Source organism: Shinella yambaruensis (assembly GCF_050859155.1).
GTDB classification, from domain to species: domain Bacteria; phylum Pseudomonadota; class Alphaproteobacteria; order Rhizobiales; family Rhizobiaceae; genus Shinella; species Shinella yambaruensis.
In genome coordinates, this window is sequence record NZ_CP150638.1 from 4,209,985 (window position 1) to 4,227,765 (window position 17,781).

Genomic DNA, 17,781 nt, shown 5'->3' on the forward strand with positions numbered 1-17,781 from the left:
ATCACAGGCCCGGCCCCGAGAAAACCGCCAAAAGCCGGGAATTCTCAACGCTGCCGCATCAGCGACCACTGGACTTCCGCCACCTTGGCAAGCGGCATGGTCAGCGTGAGCTGGCGCGACGCCCGGACGCCGGAGGGATCGGCGAAGAAGACATCCTCCTCCTCTTCCACGGCAACGTCGATGCAGGTCAGCGCCCAGGCCTCGCCGTCCGGCGCGATCAGCCGCATCTCGTTGGCCGATACCCGGTAGAGCTGGATCGTCGGATGAATGTGGAAGCGCACCACGGCCGTGCCCTTCTCGATCGCGCCGTCGGGGTCGGCGGGCTTGTAGAAACGCTCCCGGCCGCGGATCTCGCTGCCCGTCGCCGCCACGAGGATGTCCCGTTCGTAGAGAAGGCCGAAGCGCTTGAGATAACCGTCATGGGTCGCCGTCACGCTGTCGGCGCCAGACTGGCGCTCGGCACGCGACACGTCCACCTTGCTGACGCCGCCGACGACGATCGGCCCGAGGAAACGGGACGTGGAGATGCGCGAGGAGGAGGTATCGTTGAGCGTGGCGACGGAATGGGCCGCGGTGGTGCGCGCCATCTGCCTGAGCGCCTCGCCGGCAAAGCGCGGTCGTCCGGAATTGACGATGAAGCGGTTCCTGCCCGAGGACATCTCGATGGAAAGCGCACCGGCGGCGGCCGTCGCCGAAAGATCGACCGACTTGGGCGCGCCCGTATCCATCAGCACGACCGTTTCCTTGACGGCCAGGCGGTCGTACCGGCTCTGCGGCAGCGCCTTGAAGGGCGCGCCGCCGGTCTCGTCGTAGCGCAGCACCGACATCAGCTCGTTCGCCAGCGTATAGGTCGCGCCGTTGAACAGCGCGAGCTCGCCGCCCTGGTGGCGGAAGAAGCGCAGCGCCGGGAAGATGCGGTCGATGGAGGGGATGAGCTGCGCGGGCACGTCATGGCCGAGATTGACATAGGTCTGGCGCAGCGGAAGCAGGTCGAGCAGCACGTCGAGCGCGGCCCGCGGATTGCGCGAGGAATGGCCGCCATCGGGCAGGATCTGCCGGTCGAGCTCCTCGTCGAGATGGCGGGCGGCCCTGCGCATGCGCGAGGCGGAGGCCGGCATGGCGATGGAGGCCATGGCAAGCGCGATGCGCACCCGCAGCCGCGGCTCGCCGTCGCGCGTCGTGTCGGCGACATGGCGCAGATAGCGGACCTGGAAGGCGAGGCTCTTCAGGAAGCGGCGATAGAAGGGATAGTCGGCATCCTTCAGGACCACCGGCGAATGGGACAGCCAGGCGATGATGCGTTGCGCGACGACATCGGGCCGCCAGGCAAGCCCGCCGATGACCCGCCCATGGCTCTGCAGCCAGTCGTCCACGATGAAGCGAGCCGTATGGGCGGCCTTTTCCGGATCGACCAGCCGCATATGGCGCAGCCAGCCGAAGGAATGCAGGCGCACGGCGAACTCCTCCGAGGGAAGCTCCAGTGCGAAGGGTGATTCGCCGTCGCATTCGAGAACGCGGCCGGCCAGCGGGAAACGCCCGGCGACGATTTCTTCGCCGGCAAACGAATCAGCGGGGTGAAGGTCCGTCGGCGCGACGACCAGCCGGTCCGGCGTGCCGCCGGAAAAGCGCATCGCGCTGATTCGCCCGAGGGCGAGCCTCCGCGAAAACCGGCGCCAACCCTCACGCATATACAGATAGAGAAGCCGCTGCCTGTCGGAAAGCTGCATGGTTAACGAACGCCTCCTTGGCCTATAGCTAGGCCGAGAAGGCAAGCGGCGTCAATTGACCGGCGGTCGATGGGCTGTTGACGACGGCATATGTCTTTCGGAGGAGCCTGTGCAGCTCAGCCGGCACGGACGAGCCGAACGGCATAAAACCCGTCCACGCCGCCGGCATGGCCGAGTGTCGCGGGCAGCATGGCAGGCGTGGTGCGGAATTCGCCGCGCGGGGAGATCGCCGCTTCCAGACCCGGCCAGTCGGCGGGATCGACCGGCGCAATGCGCCAGTCCGGATTGTCGGCGAGAACCCGGGCGACCATGTCCTCCCCCTCGCTCGGATCGAGCGAGCAGTTGGAGAAGACCAGCTCCCCGCCGGGACGCACGAGCGTCAGCGCGTGGCGCAGCAGGCGCTCCTGCAGGCCGGCCAGCTTGCCGATATCCTCCGGCCCCTTGGTCCACAAGACATCGGGATGGCGGCGGATCGTGCCCGTCGAGGAGCAGGGCGCATCGAGCAGCACGGCATCGAACAACTCGCCCGGACGGTATTCCGCCATGTTCGCCTCGACCGTCTCGGCCGAAAGACGCAGCCGGTCGAGATTGCCGATGAGCCGCTTCAGACGGTTGCCGGACTGGTCGAGGGCGGTGACCCTCGCGCCGGCGGCGGCAAGCTGCGCGGTCTTGCCGCCGGGCGCGGCGCAGAGATCGGCGACCCGCTTGCCGGCAAGGTCCGAAAACAGTTTTGCCGGCAGGCTCGCCGCGGCATCCTGCACCCACCACTCCCCGGCCTCGAAGCCTTCGAGCGCCGGAATGGCGCCGGACGCGACCGGCAGGCGCACCGAACCGGTCGGCAGCACCAGGCCGCCGAGCCGCGCGGCCCAGCCTTCCGGGTCCGATTTTACGGTGAGGTCGACAGTGGAGGGTTCGAGCAGCGCATCGGCAATGCGCGCGGCATGGTCACGGCCATAGACGGCGGAGAGCCGCTCGTGGAACCAGGCCGGAATGACGGAAACCGCCTGCGTCGCCGTCAGGTGCGAGGCCTTTTCGCGCGACAGGCGGCGCAGCACCGCATTGGTGAGGCTGGCGAAGCGGCGGTTGCGCGGGTCGATCTGCGCCTGCTCGACCGCAAGGTCGACGGCGGAATGATCGGGCACGTCGAGATAGAGGATCTGCGCCGCCGCGACCGTCAGCACATGATGCAGCGCGCGGGCGCCGTCCGGCAGCGGCGTGCCGACGAGCATATCCAGGATGGCCTCGATACGGGGGAGGTGGCGCAACGCCGTGTTGAGGATGGCCCGGACGAGCGCGCGGTCGGCATCGTTCAGCTGGCGGTAGGCCGGGTTGCCGTTTTCGAGGTCGAGCATGCCGTCGAGCGGCGTCTTGCGATCGACAACCGCCGCCAGGATCTTGGCCGCGGCCTGCCGGGCTCGAAGGCCCGGCTTTTCCGGATGGTTCGCAGCAGGCCCCGGAAGCGGCCCCTTGCCGGGGCGATAGCGTTTCGAATGCGTTCTGTTTTTGTGTTTGTCGTCGTTCAAGACCAAGGACCTTTGGGCGGTTCGGAACCACCGCGTCCCCAGCCGGTCGACGGGACGGAGCGCGATTTGCGCACCGGATTATCAGCCCGCACCGGCTCCGTCGAGCGTGTCTGCATGCCGCGGGCCATTTCCTCGAGCGCCGCTATGCGGTTCTCCGTGTTCGGGTGGGTGGAGAACAGGTTGTCCATGCGCTCGCCCGACAGCGGATTGATGATGAACATATGGGCGGTCGCCGGATTGTGCTCGGCGGCCTCGTTGGGAATGCGGCCGGCGGCGATGGCGATCTTCTTCAAGGCGGAGGCGAGCCAGAGCGGGTTGCCGCAGATCTCCGCCCCGCGCTTGTCGGCGGAATATTCGCGCGTCCGGCTGATCGCCATCTGCACCAGCATGGCGGCGAAAGGCGCGACGATCATGGCGATGAGCACGCCGATGAAACCGAGCGGATTGTTGTTTTCCCGATTGCCGCTGCCGCCGAAGAACATGGCGAAGTTGGCAAGCATCGAGATCGCACCGGCGATCGTCGCCGTCAGCGTCATGGTCAGCGTGTCGCGGTTCTGGATATGGGCGAGTTCATGCGCCATCACGCCCGCCACCTCTTCATAGCTCAGGGCCTGAAGCAGGCCCGTCGAGGCGGCGACGGCGGCGTTCTGCGGGTTGCGGCCGGTGGCAAAGGCATTCGGCTGGTCGCTGTTGATGACATAGACGCGCGGCATGGGCAGGCCGGCACGTTTGGCGAGATCGCGCACGATGCCGTAATATTCCGGTGCCGAGCGCTCGTCGACCTCCTTGGCGCCGTACATGGACAGCACCATGCGGTCGGAATTCCAGTAGGAGAAGAAGTTCATGGCGATCGCGACGAGAAGCGCGATCATCATGCCGCCCTTGCCGCCGATGAGCAGGCCCACGCCCATGAAAAGCGCCGTCATGGCGGCAAGAAGCATGGCTGTTCGAACGATGTTCATGCGTTTTCGGCTCCTGTCTGGTCTCTTGCCGGGTTGCCACTCCCTGTTGTCAAGGGAATGTTTCACGTGAATCAGCGCTTTCCACAGCGCCTTCATACCTAGCTTTTGCATGTCGTTATCGCAAAACCGCTGCACACTTTTGCGCGACATGTCTTATATGATGGGAAGCGAACAGGAATTCTTCAATATCCGGGAAGGATGCCCAATTTCATGCAAAGCGACAACGACAATCATGCCGACGGCCGGAAAGTGCTGCCGCCCGCCGCCCTGCGCGCCCTCCAGGAAGCCGAGGAGCGGCGCAAGGCCGCCCCGCAGGCCGAGCCCGCGCCGGAGATCGGCGGACGCGGCGGCGCCGACCCGGCACGCTTCGGGGACTGGGAGATCAAGGGCCGGGCGATCGATTTCTGAGAGGAAATTCGGCGAGCGGCCGTGACACATCGCCTCCCTCTCCATCGTCATGGTCAGGCTTGACCCGATCATCCACGGCCACGGGTGCCGCACGGATCCTCGGGTCGAGCCCGAGGATGACGTAGAGAGGAGGAACGAAAACGGCGGCCAAATGGCCGCCGTTTCGCTTCATGCTTCAAACTCAGCCGGCAGCCTTGTTCTGCCGGTTGGCGATCAGGTCGTCCACGACGGCCGGATCGGCGAGGGTCGAGGTGTCGCCGAGCGAACCGAAATCGTCCTCGGCGATCTTGCGCAGGATGCGGCGCATGATCTTGCCGGAGCGTGTCTTCGGCAGGCCGGGCGAGAACTGGATCTTGTCGGGCGTCGCGATCGGGCCGATCTCCTTGCGCACATGCTTGACGAGGTCTTGGCGCAGCGCATCGGTGCCTTCCTCGCCGGCCATCAGCGAGACGTAGCAATAGATGCCCTGGCCCTTGAGGCTGTGCGGATAGCCGACGACGGCGGCTTCCGAGACGAGGTGGTGCGAGACGAGGGCCGATTCGATTTCCGCCGTGCCGAGGCGGTGGCCGGAAATGTTGAGCACGTCGTCGACACGGCCGGTGATCCAGTAGTAGCCGTCCTCGTCGCGCCGGCAGCCGTCGCCAGTGAAGTACTTGCCCTTGTAGGTCGAAAAATAGGTTTCGACGAAGCGCTTGTGGTCGCCGTAGACCGTGCGCATCTGGCCCGGCCAGCTGTCGATGATGCAGAGGTTGCCATCAGCCGGTCCTTCCAGCACCTTGCCCTCGTTGTCGACCAGCTGCGGCTTGATGCCGAAGAACGGCCGCGTGGCGGAGCCCGGCTTGAGCTCCGTCGCGCCCGGCAGCGGGGTGATCAGGATACCGCCCGTCTCCGTCTGCCACCAGGTATCGACGATCGGCGAACGGCCCTCGCCGACGACGTTGTAGTACCACTCCCAGGCTTCCGGGTTGATCGGCTCGCCGACCGAACCGAGCAGGCGCAGCGACGAGCGCGACGAGCGCTTCACGAAGGCATCGCCGGCCCCCATCAGGGCGCGGATCGCCGTCGGTGCGGTGTAGAAGATGTTGACCTTGTGCTTGTCGACCACCTCCCAGAAGCGGCCGGCATCCGGAAAGTTCGGCACGCCTTCGAACATCAGCGTGGTCGCGCGGTTCGCCAGCGGGCCGTAGACGATATAGGAATGGCCGGTGACCCAGCCGACATCGGCCGTGCACCAGTAGACATCGCCGTCCTGGTAGTCGAAGACGTATTTGTGCGTCATCGAGGCATAGACGAGGTAGCCCGCCGTGGTGTGCAGCACGCCCTTCGGCTTGCCGGTCGAACCGGACGTGTAGAGAATGAAGAGCGGATCTTCCGCCTTCATCTTTGCCGGCGGACAATCGCGCGGCACCGTCAGCACCTCCTGGTGATGCCAGATGTCGCGGCCCGGCGCCCAGCCGGTCTTGCCGCCGGTGCGGCGCACGACGAGCACCTTGTTGACGATGACATGGTTCTTGGCGGCGATGTCGATCGCGGTATCGGTGTTTTCCTTGAGCGGGATCGGCTTGCCGCCGCGCACGCCCTCGTCGCAGGTGACGACGAAGGTGGATTCGCAGTCGACGATGCGGCCGGCCAGCGCATCCGGCGAGAAGCCGCCGAAGACGACGGAATGCACGGCGCCGATGCGCGCGCAGGCGAGCATGGCATAGGCCGCCTCCGGGATCATCGGCATGTAGATGGTGACGCGGTCGCCCTTCTTGACGCCGTGCTTCTTCATCACGTTCGCCATGCGGCAGACGTGTTCGTAGAGCTCGTTATAGGTGATCTTCTTGTCGATATAGGGATTGTCGCCTTCCCAGATGATGGCGACGTCGTCGCCATGCGCCTTGAGGTGGCGGTCGATGCAATTGTAGGAGACGTTGGTGATGCCGTCCTCGAACCACTTGATCGGCACCTTGCCGGTAAACGACGTGTTCTTCACCTTGGTATAGGGCTTGAACCAGTCGATGCGCATGCCGTGCTTGTCCCAGAAGCGCTCCGGGTTCTCGATGCTTTCGCGGTACCAGTTCTGATAGGTCTCGTTGTCGATCAGCGCACGGCTTTTCGCGGATTTCAGCACCGGATAGGTCTTTGCGGACATGGATTCCTCCTCACTGCGCATAGGCGGGAAAGCCGCGTCTCCTCCAGCTCCCCGCATCTCCGTTGCCATACATATCAGGTCAAATCCCTCGGGCAATTAGACAAAAGGTCATTTGCGCTTGAAGAATTGCATTTCTGCGACAGTGATTGTATAGAGGGCGCAATTCCCGGAACATAGTGGTTACACCCCACGGCCCGCGACACCGGCGCGGACGGACAGAAGGACTATATCCATGGCTCAGCAGCTCCTCATGCCAAAGGCGACCGCGGTCTGGCTGGTCGACAACACGGCGCTGTCGTTCGACCAGATCGCCACATTCTGCAAACTGCACCCGCTCGAAGTGAAGGCGATCGCCGACGGCGAATCGGCCCAGGGCATCAAGGGCCTCGACCCGATCTCGACCGGCCAGCTGTCGCGCGAGGAGATCGCCCGCGCCGAAGCCAATCCGAATCACAAGCTGAAGCTTTCCGAACCGAAGGTCCGCGTGCCGGAATCCAAGCGCAAGGGCCCGCGCTACACGCCGGTCTCCAAGCGCCAGGACCGCCCCAACGCCATTCTCTGGCTGGTGCGCAACCATCCCGAACTCAAGGATGCGCAGATCTCGCGTCTCGTCGGCACGACCAAGTCGACGATCGAGCAGATCCGCGAACGCACCCACTGGAACTCGACCAACCTGACGCCGATGGACCCCGTGACGCTGGGCCTGTGCTCGCAGATCGACCTCGACCTCGAAGTCGAACGCGCTTCGAAGGGCCGTCCGCTGCCGACCGCCGCCGAGCTCGGTGCGACGCTGGAATCCGCGCAGGAAACGGAAAAGCTGCCCTACAGCACCGACCGCGAGGACGAGAAGGAAATCGACGCCGACGCCGTCTTCGCCAAGCTGAAGTCGCTGAAGTCGGCCACGCCGGACGAAGACGAGGACGACCGCTTCTGAGCGGTGAAACAAAGGCTGCTCACCTCTCCTTCGTCATGGTCGGGCTTGACCCGACCATCCACGCCACGCTCGCTGCATGGCAACTGTGTTCAAGCGAAGTTGGTTTTGTCGCGCTGCATTGCATTGAGGATCGTGATGAGCTTTCTTGCGACGGCGATGATGCCGGCCTTTGCGGAACCTGTTCTGGCTGAGACGGCCTGATGGAAGGCGCGCAGGCGCGCTGAGGCCTTGATCGCGCCGAGGGCCGCCATGTAGAGGGCCTTTCGCACCCTTGGCCTGCCGCCCTTGATGCGGCGGCGGCCGGATCTCCTGCCGGAATCGTCATTGAAGGGAGCAAGGCCGGCAAGGCTTGCGGCTGTTTTGGGCGAAAGGCTGCCGAGTTCGGGCATATGGGCCAGCAGGGTCAAGGCTGTCACCTTGCCCACGCCGGGCGCGGAGGTAAGGCGGTGCGCCTGCTGAGCGAGATGTCCATTCTTCATCTGCTCGTCGATCGCAGCCTGGATCGAGGCGATCCTCTCGCCGAGGATGGCGATCATGGCCTCGATGTCGGCGCGGACGGCGGGATCGAAGGCATCGCAAAGATGCCGGCGCTCGGTTGCACGGGCATCGACGAGCTGGTCCCGGCGGCGGGCAAGGGCCGCCAGCCGTTCGCGCACCGGGCAAGGCGGCGCCTCGGCCGTCAGGCCGAACATGGTTCCCATCTCGCAAAGCGAGCGGGCATCGATGCGGTCGGTCTTGGCCAGCCGTCCCCGCGCTTCGGCAAAGCGCCGGGCCGTCTTCGGGTTGACGCGGGCAAAGGCGATGCCGGCCTGCGAAAGACACAGGCGCAGCAGCCGGTCGCAATGACCTGTCGCCTCGAAGACGACCAGGTCGGTGGCCGGGTCGAGGCCACGGGCAAAAGCGGACAGCGCGGTCTGCTCGTTGGGAATGCGGCAGAACCTGGCCGTTCTCGGATCGAAGATGTCGATCATGTCCTTGCCGATGTCGCAGCCGATGAAGGTATGGTGTATCGTCATGGCGCCTGCTCCTGTGTGCGGGGTCTGTGGCGACAGCCCCGTGCAACTGTTCAGGTTGATGGGCGAAGCGGGAAGGGACCAAGCCACGCCGCGGCCTGCCGTCACAAACGGCGGCCTGGATCCTCTCGGCCTCCTTCCCGCAACCATCTTACATCAGACCAAACACACAGGATCCTCGGGTTAAACCCGAGGATGACGACAATGGACGGGGCGGTTCTTCCCGTGTCCCAACCCGGCCTTTCGGCCGGGTTTTTTGTTGCTCAAACGATCCGCCGCCCGGACAGGACCTCGGCGATCTCGTCCAGGATGGCCGGATCGTCGATGGTCGCCGGCATCTTCCAGTCCACCCCGTCGGCGATCTTCTGCATGGTGCCGCGCAGGATCTTCCCGGAGCGTGTCTTCGGCAGGCGCTTCACGCAGATCGCCGTCTTGAAGGCGGCGACCGGGCCGATGCGCTCGCGCACGAGGCCCACCACCTCCTGCTCCACGAGCGATGATTCACGTGAAACACCGCTCTTCAGCACGAGGAAACCGGCCGGCAACTGGCCTTTCAGCGCATCGGCGACGCCGATGACGGCGCATTCGGCGACATCCGGATGGCTGGCGCAGACCTCCTCCATCGCCCCCGTCGAGAGACGGTGGCCGGCGACGTTGATGATGTCGTCGGTGCGCGACATGATGAAGACGTAGCCGTCCTCGTCGACATAACCGGCATCGGCGGTCTTGTAATAGCCCGGGAATTCCGAAAGGCAGGCCGAGCGGAACCGTTCGTCGGCATTCCAGAAGGTCGTCAGGCAGCCCGGGGGGAGGGGCAGCTTGATGGCGATGTTGCCGAGCGTGCCGGGCGAAACCTCATGGCCGGCATCGTCCAGCACATGCAGTTCGTAACCCGGCATGGGCACGGTGGGGGAGCCGTGTTTCACCGGCAGCCGGCCGAGGCCGAGCGGATTGCCGACGATCGGCCAGCCGGTCTCCGTCTGCCACCAATGGTCGATGACCGGCACGCCGAGCACCGCCTCGGCCCAGCGGATCGTGTCCGGATCGGCCCGCTCGCCGGCAAGGAACAGCGCGCGCAGACTGGAAATGTTGTGCCGCTTGACGAGCGCGCCCTCCGGATCCTCCTTGCGGATGGCGCGGAAGGCCGTCGGGGCGGTGAAGAGCACCGAGACCTTGTAGTCCTCCACCACGCGCCAGAAGGCGCCGGCGTCGGGCGTGCCGACCGGCTTGCCCTCATAGAGCACCGTGGTGCTGCCGTTGAGAAGCGGCGCATAGACGATGTAGGAATGGCCGACGACCCAGCCGATATCCGACGCCGCCCAATAGACCTCGCCGCGCTCCACGCCGTAGAACGCCTGCATCGTCCAGGCGAGCGCGACCATGTGGCCGCCATTGTCGCGGATGACGCCCTTGGGCTGGCCGGTCGTGCCCGACGTATAGAGGATATAGAGCGGATCGGTGGCCGCCAGCGGCGCACAGGGAATGACGCGCCCCGCATCCCGCGCCGCCGCAAGCGCGGGGCCGAGATCGACGTCGCGCCCGGCCTTCAGCTCCGCCGCCAGTTCCGGCCGCTGCAAGACGAGGCAGCGTTCCGGCTTGTGTGCGGCAAGCTCTATCGCCGTATCCAGCAGCGGCTTGTAGGCGACCACGCGATTGGGCTCGATGCCGCAGCTTGCGGTGACGACGAGCTTGGCGGTGGAATCATCGATGCGCGCCGCAAGCTCGCTCGCGGCGAAGCCGCCGAACACCACCGAATGGATCGCCCCGATGCGCGCGCAGGCGAGCATGGCGAAGACAGCCTCGGGAATCATCGGCATGTAGAGAATGACGCGGTCGCCCTTTTCCACGCCCTGATCGACGAGCACCGCCGCCATGGCGTTCACATGGGTGAGGAGTTCGTCGTAGCTGTAGCGCGCCTTGCGGCCGGTCACCGGGCTGTCATAGATCAGCGCGGCGTCCGCGCCATGCCCCGCCGCCACATGCCGGTCCACGCAATTGTGACAGGTATTGCCGACCGCATCGGGAAACCAGCGCCCGTAGACGCCCTGCTCTCCGTCGAAAATATCCGCCGGCTCGCTGAACCAGTCGATTGCCCGGGCCGCCTCGGCCCAATGACCCCTGTGGTCATTCTTCCACGCCCGATAGATCTCGGCATAGGTCTTCTGCATCGCATCCTCCATGTCCGGCCTCCTGAAACGGCCGGCTCCTCCAGAAGGAAGAATAGGAGAGGACGGTGCATCGGAAAAGCCAGACGAAAGCCTCAAGCGGCACATCGCGCCTTGCGCTTCGTCAAGCGAGGATGTCAGCGTGTGCCGAAAATCGCCGAACCGACGCGCACGCTGGTCGCGCCGAAGCCGATGGCGACATCATAGTCGCCGGACATGCCCATCGACAGCCGGTCGAGATTGCAGCGTTCGGCGAGCTTGGCGAGCAAGGCGAAATGCGGGCCTGGATTCTCGTCCGCCGGCGGAATGCACATCAGCCCCTCGATGGTGAGGCCGAGCTCGTCGCGGCAGAGGGCGACGAAGGCGACCGTATCGTCCGGCGCGATGCCGGCCTTCTGCGGTTCACGCCCGGTATTGACCTGGACATAGAGCCGCAAGGCGCGCCCCTGCCGCGCCATCTCGGCGGCGATCGCCCGGGCGATCTTTTCCCGGTCCACCGTCTCGATGACATCGAAGAGCGCCACGGCCTCGGCCGTCTTGTTGGATTGCAGCGGGCCGATCAGGTGAAGCTCGATGCCGGCCGCCTCGGCGCGCAACGCGGGCCACTTGCCCTGGGCCTCCTGCACGCGGTTCTCGCCGAACACCCGCTGGCCGGCCGCGATCGCCGGGCGAATCGCCTCGGCATCGAAGGTTTTCGAGACCGCCACCAGCGTCACCGCCTCGGGCCTGCGGCCGACCTCGGCAGCCGCCTTGCGCATCCGGTTGCGAACGTCTTCGAGACGGTCCTGAAGGTCCATGCTCATTCTCCATCGGCATCTGGTTCCGGACCTAGCGAAATCGGCACGGTTTGCCAAGCGTGCGCGTGCCGCATCTCTTTGGCCCGGGGGCCGGAAAACTTGACGCTTCGGCGGTTTCATGATGAAGGTCTCGGCACCATATTCGCATGGGCGCACCGCCCTCCAAGACTCCCAAAAGACTTCCGGAACATCAAAGACATGGCCACCGAACGTTACAATCCGCGCGATGCCGAACCCCGCTGGCAGGCAAAATGGAACGACGACAGCGTCTTCCTGACCAATAACGACGACCCGCGCGAAAAGTACTACGTGCTTGAGATGTTCCCCTACCCGTCGGGCCGCATCCATATGGGCCATGTGCGCAACTATGCGATGGGCGACGTCGTCGCGCGCTACAAGCGCGCCCGCGGCTACAACGTGCTGCATCCGATGGGCTGGGACGCCTTCGGCATGCCCGCCGAGAACGCCGCCATGCAGAACAAGGTGCACCCCAAGGGCTGGACCTACGACAACATCGCGACCATGCGCAACCAGTTGAAGTCCATGGGCCTGTCGCTGGACTGGTCGCGCGAATTCGCCACCTGCGACGTGGAATATTACCACCGCCAGCAGCACCTCTTCCTCGACTTCCTGGAAAAGGGCCTCGTCTACCGCAAGCAGTCCAAGGTGAACTGGGACCCGGTCGACCATACGGTGCTTGCCAACGAGCAGGTCATCGACGGCCGCGGCTGGCGCTCCGGCGCGCTCGTCGAGCAGCGCGAGCTGACCCAGTGGTTCTTCCGCATCACCGATTTCAGCCAGGACCTGCTCGATTCGCTGGAAACGCTCGACCAGTGGCCTGAAAAAGTCCGCCTGATGCAGAAGAACTGGATCGGCCGTTCCGAAGGCATGCTGGTGCGCTGGGAAATTTCCGAAGGCGCGGGCCTGACGGGCGAAAAGGACGTCACCGTTTACACGACCCGTCCCGACACGCTGTTCGGCGCCTCCTTCATCGCCATCTCCGCTGACCACCCGCTTGCCCGGGAGGCGTCTGCGAAGAACCCCGAGATCATGGCCTTCGCCGAGGAATGCCGCCGCGCCGGCACCTCGCTCGCGGCGCTGGAGACGGCGGAGAAGAAAGGCATGGACACCGGCATCCGCGTGCGCCATCCCTTCGACGCGACCTGGGAGCTCCCCGTCTACATCGCCAACTTCGTGCTGATGGACTACGGCACGGGCGCCATCTTCGGCTGCCCCTCCGGCGACCAGCGCGACCTCGACTTCGCCCGCAAATATAACCTGCCGGTCGTGCCCGTCGTCATGCCGAAGGATGGCGACGCGGCTACCTTCGCTATTGCCGACGAGGCCTATGTCGGCGACGGCGTGATGATCAATTCCGGCTTCCTCGACGGCCTTGGCACCGAGGAAGCCTTCGAGGAGGTCGCGAACCGCCTCTCCGCCATCACGCTCGGCAACGCCCCGCAGGGCGAGCGCAAGGTGAACTTTCGCCTGCGCGATTGGGGTATTTCGCGCCAGCGCTACTGGGGCTGCCCGATCCCGGTCATCCATTGCGAGCAGTGCGGCGTGGTGCCCGTGCCGAAGGCCGACCTGCCGGTCAAGCTGCCCGACGACGTCACCTTCGACAAGCCGGGCAACCCGCTCGATCGCCATCCGACCTGGCGCCACGTCGCCTGCCCGCAGTGCGGCGGGGACGCCCGCCGCGAAACGGACACGATGGACACCTTCGTCGATTCGTCCTGGTACTTCGCCCGCTTCACCGCCCCGTGGGAAAACGACCCGACGGACCCCGCCGCCGCCAACGCTTGGCTGCCGGTCGACCAGTATATCGGCGGCATCGAGCATGCGATCCTGCACCTGCTCTATTCGCGCTTCTTCACCCGCGCCATGCAGGTTTCCGGCCATCTCGACCTGAAGGAGCCCTTCAAGGGTCTCTTCACCCAGGGCATGGTGGTGCACGAGACCTACAGCCGCAGCGTCGCCGGCAAGCGCGAATGGGTGACGCCCGCCGAAATCCGCATTGAGGAGGAGAGCGGCAAGCGCCGCGCGGTCCATCTCGAATCCGGCGAAGAAATCGCCATCGGCTCGATCGAGAAGATGTCGAAGTCGAAGAAGAACGTCGTCGATCCGGATGACATCATCGCCTCCTACGGCGCCGATACCGCCCGCTTCTTCGTGCTCTCCGACTCCCCGCCGGACCGCGACGTCATCTGGTCGGAAGCCGGCGTCGAAGGGGCCCATCGCTTCGTCCAGCGCGTCTGGCGCCTCGTTTCCGAGGCGGCGCCGGCCCTGAAGGCCGCGGAAAGCCGTCCCGGTACGGAGGGCGAGGCACTCGCCGTCTCGCAGGTCGCGCACAAGACGCTGAAGGCCGTGCAGGCCGATTACGACAAGCTCGCCTTCAACAAGGCCGTCGCGCGCATCTACGAATTCGTCAACGCGCTCGCCGCGCCGCTCACCGCCGCCGCTGCCGGCAAGGCCTCGCCCGACCTCGCAGCGGCCCTGCGCGAAGCCGTTGGCATCCTGATCCGCGTCGTCGCCCCCATGACGCCGCATCTGGCGGAAGAATGCTGGCGCGAGATCGGCGGAGAAGGCCTCGTCGCCAACACGCCTTGGCCCTCCTACGAAGACCGCCTCGTCGCCGACGACGAGATCACGCTGCCCGTGCAGATCAACGGCAAGAAGCGTGCGGATTTGACAATCGCCCGCGATGCGGACCAGACTGCCGTCCAGGCGGCCGTTCTGGCGCTCGAGGCGGTCCAGGCCGTGCTCGCCGGCCAGCAGCCCAAGAAGATCATCGTCGTACCGCAGAGGATCGTGAATGTTGTTGTCTGACGGAACCGGCCTTTCCCGGTTCGCAAAGGCGTTCGCCGGCATCGCCATCCTCGGCGTCGTCGCCGGCTGCCAGGTGCGGCCGCTGTATTCCACGCCCGCCGGCACGGAGGGCAAGCTTGCCTCCGTGGCCATCTCGAAGGCCGACGACCGCGTGGAACAAAGGGTCCGCAATGAGCTGATCTTCCTCTTCTCCGGCGGTGCCGGCGAGACGCAGCGCGCGCTCTACCACCTCGAGCTCAATGTCGCCGTCCGCAAGGTCGGCGTGCTGCTCGACGTGCGCGACGACATTCCCCGCGCCGGCCGCATCGTCGTCTCGGCCGACTACAATCTCGTGCAGACCGATTCCGGCGAAACATTGGCGTCCGGAAAGCGCTCCACGGTCGCGCTCGTCGATTATCCCGTGCAGGAATTCGCCAAGCTGCGCGCCGTGCGGGATGCCGAGGATCGTGCTGCCCGCGAGCTGGCGGAGCTGATCCGCGCGGATGTCGCGTCGGCGCTCGGCCGTCGCTGAGCCGGCTATGGCCGAAGTCAAGTCGCACGAGTTCGACGGTTTTCTGAAGCGCAAACCGCTGCCCGTGCGGCTGTTCCTCGTCTACGGTCCCGATCGGGGCCTGGTTTCCGAGCGGGCGGCCGCACTGGCGGCGGTCAGCGGCGTCGATCTCAATGACGCCTTCTCCGTCGTGAAACTCGATGCCGGCGAGGTCGGCAGCCAGCCGGGCCGGCTGATCGACGAGATGAACGCCATCGGCCTCTTCGGCGGCGACCGCCTCGTCTGGGTCCGCAATGCCGGCAGCGAGAAGGGTCTTTCCGACGCGCTGGACATCCTTTCCAAGATGCCGGCCGGGCCATCCACGCTGATCATCGAGGCAGGTGACCTGAAGAAGGGCGCCGGACTGCGCAAGGCGGCCGAATCCGGTTCCGCAGTCGTCGCTATCCCCTGTTACGCCGATGACGGGCGCGCCCTGCAGGCCCTCATCGACCAGGAGCTCGCCGCCGAGGGCTTGCGCATTTCCCCCGCAGCCCGTTCACGCCTGGTGGAAACCATCGGCGGCGACCGGCTCGCCTCGCGCAACGAGGTGCGCAAGCTTGCGCTCTATTGCCGTGGCAGGGAACTGATCGAGGAGCAGGATGTCGAGGAGATCGTCGGCGATGCCAGCGCGATCTCGACGGACGACGCCATAGACGCCATCCTCAAGGGCGACAAGGACGGTTTCCTGCACGCCATCCAGAAGATCGTTTCCTCCAAGACGCCGGTCTTCCTGGTACTGCAGGGTTGCCTTCGGCAGTTCCAGCTCCTGGAGCTGATGCGCGCGGAAATGGATGAAAAACGGGCACCGGCCGTCCAAGCCATGGCGACCCTTGGCCGCCATCTGCATTTCCGCCGCAAGCCGATCGTCGAAAATGCCCTGAAAACCTGGACGGGGCCGGCGATCCGGCGCGAAACGCAGCGCCTGCAGGCTGCCATCCTGCAAAGCCGGCAACGCCCGGCCCTGGAGGACACGATCGCCATGCAGACGATGCTGGCGACCGTACTTCAATCCGCGCGACGTTGAATCCGGCTAAGGATGTTACCGCCGCTCAAGAAGCCGGCAGATTTCCTCGAGCTGCTCGAGCGTCTTGTAGGCAATTCGCAGCTGCCCGCCGCTTCCCTTGTGATTGACGGTCACATCGAGGCCCAGCACGTCCGACAGCGTGCGCTCCAGCGCCAGCGTATCGGCATCCTTCTCGTCCTTGCGCGGCGCCTGGCCGTGATTGGGATCGCCCTGCGCCTTGATATCGTTCTGTGCAAGACGTTCCGCGTCACGCACCGACATGCCCTTTGCCACGACGGTCTTTGCCAGGGCGACAGGATCGGAGGTCGGGATGAGCGCACGCGCATGGCCGGCCGATAGCGAGCCGGAGGCCAGCATGTCGCGCACCGGTTCCGGCAGCTTGAGCAGGCGAAGGCTGTTTGCCACATGGCTGCGGCTCTTGCCGATGATCTCGCCGAGATCGTTTTGCGTGTAACCGTGATCGGCGATCAGCAGCTCATAGCCCATCGCCTCTTCCAGCGGATTGAGGTCGGAGCGCTGTACGTTTTCCACGATGGCGATTTCCAGCGCCGTGCGGTCGTCCACGTCGCGAATGATGACCGGAATGTCGATCAGCCCCGCCAGCTGCGCGGCGCGCCAGCGGCGCTCGCCCGCGATGATCTCGTAGCGACTGTCGGCCGTGGTGCGTACGACGACTGGCTGCACGATGCCGTGCTGGCGGATGGACGAGGCCAGATCCTGCAGCTCCGATTCGTCAAAATAGCGCCGCGGATTGCGCGGATTGCGACCGACGAATTCGATAGGAACCAGGCGATCAGGATTGACCGCCGGGCGCTCGCCGACATCGGCGGCGGGCAGCTGGTCCATTTCACCGATCAGGGCGGCAAGGCCGCGGCCAAGGCGCCGCTTCGAGTTGTCTTCATTCATCGGTTCTACTCACGGATACTGAAATCAGGCAGCTCGGCGCTGCCTTTCACGCTGGATTACCTCGGAGGCGAGCTGAAGATAGGCCTGGCTTCCGGCGCATTTGAGATCGTAGAGAATGGCCGGCTTACCATAGGACGGCGCCTCGGACACGCGGACATTGCGCGGAATAAGTGTATGATAGACTTTTTCACCGAGATGCGTGCGCACGTCGTTGACGACCTGCTGCGCAAGATTGTTGCGCGAATCGAACATGGTGAGCACGATGCCCTGGATATCCAGATACGGATTGACGGTGCGGCGCACTTGGTCCACCGTCTCCAGCAGCTGGCTCAGGCCTTCCAGCGCAAAGAACTCGCATTGCAGCGGCACCAGCACGGAATGCGCCGCGGCGAGCGCATTCATTGTCAGGAGGTTGAAGGACGGCGGGCAATCGACCAGCACGTAAGAGTAAGACAGCGCCTCGGCCGAGGCGAGGGCCCGCCGCAGCCGGAAGACGCGGTCGTTCTGCTGCGCGATTTCCATTTCGATGCCCAGGAGGTCCATCGTCGAGGGAATGATCGACAGATTGGGCACGGCCGTCTGCAGCACAGTCTCCGCGACGCCATGGCTGCCGATCAGCAGGTCATAGGAGGAGAGTTCGCGGTTGCGGCGATCAATGCCGAGACCCGTGCTGGCATTGCCCTGCGGATCCAGGTCGACGATCAGCACGCGCTCGCCGATCGCGGCCAGCGCCGTGGCGAGATTGATCGCGGTCGTCGTCTTGCCGACGCCGCCCTTCTGATTCGCAATGGTGATGATCCGGTTCTTTTCGATTGCCATGGGCATCC

At 65.2% G+C, this 17,781-nt stretch carries 14 protein-coding genes; 5 read left to right on the top strand and 9 right to left on the bottom strand.

Annotation, left to right across the window (positions count from 1 at the left end; genetic code table 11):
• Nucleotides 1-44: 44 nt before the first annotated feature.
• The 3 genes from WMC41_RS20495 to htpX form a co-directional block, all read right to left on the bottom strand.
• A complete protein-coding gene (locus tag WMC41_RS20495; RefSeq protein ID WP_432346034.1) occupies nucleotides 45-1,727 on the bottom strand; it encodes a heparinase II/III family protein in 1,683 nt (560 codons plus the stop codon).
• A gap of 116 nt (nucleotides 1,728-1,843) precedes the next feature.
• A complete protein-coding gene (locus WMC41_RS20500; RefSeq protein ID WP_432346036.1) occupies nucleotides 1,844-3,256 on the bottom strand; it encodes an RsmB/NOP family class I SAM-dependent RNA methyltransferase in 1,413 nt (470 codons plus the stop codon).
• Nucleotides 3,247-4,212, bottom strand: a complete 966-nt coding sequence (htpX, locus tag WMC41_RS20505; RefSeq protein ID WP_288082297.1) for a zinc metalloprotease HtpX — start codon at nucleotides 4,210-4,212, stop codon at nucleotides 3,247-3,249. The genes WMC41_RS20500 and htpX overlap by 10 nt, the downstream gene beginning before the upstream one ends.
• 210 nt (nucleotides 4,213-4,422) lie before the next feature.
• Here htpX and WMC41_RS20510 point away from each other — a divergent pair, with 210 nt between their 5' ends.
• Nucleotides 4,423-4,620: a DUF1674 domain-containing protein gene (locus WMC41_RS20510; protein WP_244770739.1), complete on the top strand. Its 198-nt coding sequence runs from the start codon at nucleotides 4,423-4,425 to the stop codon at nucleotides 4,618-4,620.
• A 181-nt stretch (nucleotides 4,621-4,801) separates the two neighbouring features.
• On the opposite strand, the gene acs is transcribed toward WMC41_RS20510, so the two are convergent.
• Complete coding sequence (gene acs / locus WMC41_RS20515) at nucleotides 4,802-6,757, bottom strand: acetate--CoA ligase (protein ID WP_272807129.1); 1,956 nt, start codon at nucleotides 6,755-6,757, stop codon at nucleotides 4,802-4,804.
• Nucleotides 6,758-6,989: 232 nt separating this feature from the next.
• Here acs and WMC41_RS20520 point away from each other — a divergent pair, with 232 nt between their 5' ends.
• Nucleotides 6,990-7,691, top strand: a complete 702-nt coding sequence (locus tag WMC41_RS20520; protein ID WP_064331962.1) for a DUF1013 domain-containing protein — start codon at nucleotides 6,990-6,992, stop codon at nucleotides 7,689-7,691.
• A gap of 89 nt (nucleotides 7,692-7,780) precedes the next feature.
• On the opposite strand, the gene WMC41_RS20525 is transcribed toward WMC41_RS20520, so the two are convergent.
• The 3 genes from WMC41_RS20525 to WMC41_RS20535 all read right to left on the bottom strand — a co-directional run bounded on the left by WMC41_RS20525 (nucleotide 7,781) and on the right by WMC41_RS20535 (nucleotide 11,666).
• Nucleotides 7,781-8,707 carry an IS110 family transposase gene (locus WMC41_RS20525; RefSeq protein ID WP_432343942.1) on the bottom strand — a complete coding sequence of 309 codons (927 nt, stop codon included), beginning with the start codon at nucleotides 8,705-8,707 and terminating at the stop codon, nucleotides 7,781-7,783.
• Nucleotides 8,708-8,967: 260 nt separating this feature from the next.
• Nucleotides 8,968-10,872: a propionyl-CoA synthetase gene (locus WMC41_RS20530; protein WP_432348386.1), complete on the bottom strand. Its 1,905-nt coding sequence runs from the start codon at nucleotides 10,870-10,872 to the stop codon at nucleotides 8,968-8,970.
• Nucleotides 10,873-11,006: 134 nt separating this feature from the next.
• Complete coding sequence (locus WMC41_RS20535; protein ID WP_432346039.1) at nucleotides 11,007-11,666, bottom strand: YggS family pyridoxal phosphate-dependent enzyme; 660 nt, start codon at nucleotides 11,664-11,666, stop codon at nucleotides 11,007-11,009.
• Nucleotides 11,667-11,864: 198 nt separating this feature from the next.
• On the opposite strand from WMC41_RS20535, the gene leuS reads away from it, so the two are divergent.
• Genes leuS through holA form a run of 3 tightly spaced genes read left to right on the top strand, consistent with a single transcriptional unit; the run spans nucleotide 11,865 to nucleotide 16,048 of the window.
• Complete coding sequence (leuS, locus tag WMC41_RS20540; protein ID WP_432346041.1) at nucleotides 11,865-14,495, top strand: leucine--tRNA ligase; 2,631 nt, start codon at nucleotides 11,865-11,867, stop codon at nucleotides 14,493-14,495.
• The gene (gene lptE, locus WMC41_RS20545) at nucleotides 14,482-15,006 is read left to right on the top strand and encodes an LPS assembly lipoprotein LptE (protein WP_432346043.1); all 525 of its coding nucleotides are present in this window, start codon (nucleotides 14,482-14,484) and stop codon (nucleotides 15,004-15,006) included. Before leuS ends, lptE begins: the two co-directional genes overlap by 14 nt.
• A gap of 7 nt (nucleotides 15,007-15,013) precedes the next feature.
• The gene (holA, locus tag WMC41_RS20550) at nucleotides 15,014-16,048 is read left to right on the top strand and encodes a DNA polymerase III subunit delta (protein WP_432346045.1); all 1,035 of its coding nucleotides are present in this window, start codon (nucleotides 15,014-15,016) and stop codon (nucleotides 16,046-16,048) included.
• Nucleotides 16,049-16,063: 15 nt separating this feature from the next.
• Here holA and WMC41_RS20555 read toward each other — a convergent pair whose 3' ends face one another.
• Nucleotides 16,064-16,954, bottom strand: coding sequence for a ParB/RepB/Spo0J family partition protein (locus WMC41_RS20555; protein WP_432346047.1), 891 nt, complete (start codon nucleotides 16,952-16,954; stop codon nucleotides 16,064-16,066).
• A 24-nt stretch (nucleotides 16,955-16,978) separates the two neighbouring features.
• Complete coding sequence (locus WMC41_RS20560; protein WP_288082291.1) at nucleotides 16,979-17,773, bottom strand: ParA family protein; 795 nt, start codon at nucleotides 17,771-17,773, stop codon at nucleotides 16,979-16,981.
• Between the last annotated feature and the right edge of the window lie 8 nt (nucleotides 17,774-17,781).